Source organism: Pseudomonas floridensis (assembly GCF_002087235.1).
In the GTDB taxonomy this organism is placed as follows: Bacteria; Pseudomonadota; Gammaproteobacteria; order Pseudomonadales; family Pseudomonadaceae; genus Aquipseudomonas; species Aquipseudomonas floridensis.
This window is the reverse complement of sequence record NZ_MUIO01000180.1, coordinates 1-694: the sequence shown is the minus strand read 5'-3', so window position 1 is coordinate 694 and position 694 is coordinate 1. Positions and strand designations below refer to the sequence as shown.

General features: G+C 61.8%; 1 protein-coding gene. It reads right to left on the bottom strand.

The features are described from left to right. Positions 1–694 (bottom strand): condensation domain-containing protein (locus tag BZK31_RS27745; RefSeq protein ID WP_157900814.1); only part of this gene is annotated, 694 nt, incomplete at both ends.

The following is a 694-nucleotide window of genomic DNA, read 5'->3' as shown; positions in this document are numbered from 1 at the left end:
TTTTCAGGGAACTGGTTTTGCCAGGCAACGCCACGGGCTGTCCGGCTGCAAGCGCCTGATACGCCTGTTGCAAGTCCTCCAGCAACACGCGCCACGACACGCCATCCACCACCAGGTGATGGATGACCAGCAGCAAGCGTTGCTCGCCCTGAGGCAGATCGACCAGCAGCGCCCGCAGCAGAGGACCGTTTTTCAGGTCCAGGCTGCGCTGGGCTTCGTCGGCCAGTTCGCTCAGACGCGCAGCGTCGTCCAAAACGTGCGTCCACAGCAGGTCGCGGGTATTCAACGGCCCAAAGGTGGCTTGCCAACTGCCGTTCTGCTGGCTGAAACCCAGGCGCAATGCGTCGTGCTGCTCGACCAGCATCGTCAAGGCGCTTTGCAGAAGGGTCGCATCGAGAGCGGTTTGCGGCGTGAGCATGACCGCCTGGTTCCAGTGATGACGCTCGGGGATCTCCAGCTCGAAGAAACGCGCCTGAATCGGCAGCAACGGCAGTGAACCGCTGCTCTGCTCGACCGCCGCCACCGGCTTTTTCTGAATCAGTTTTGCCACCGAGGCCAACTGGCCGATGGTCTGCTTTTCGAACAGTTGCTTGGGGCTGAGTTTGATGCCCTGGCGCTTGGCACGGGCGATGATTTGCAGGCTGAGGATCGAGTCGCCGCCCAGCTCGAAGAAGTTGTCGGTGCTGCCCACCTG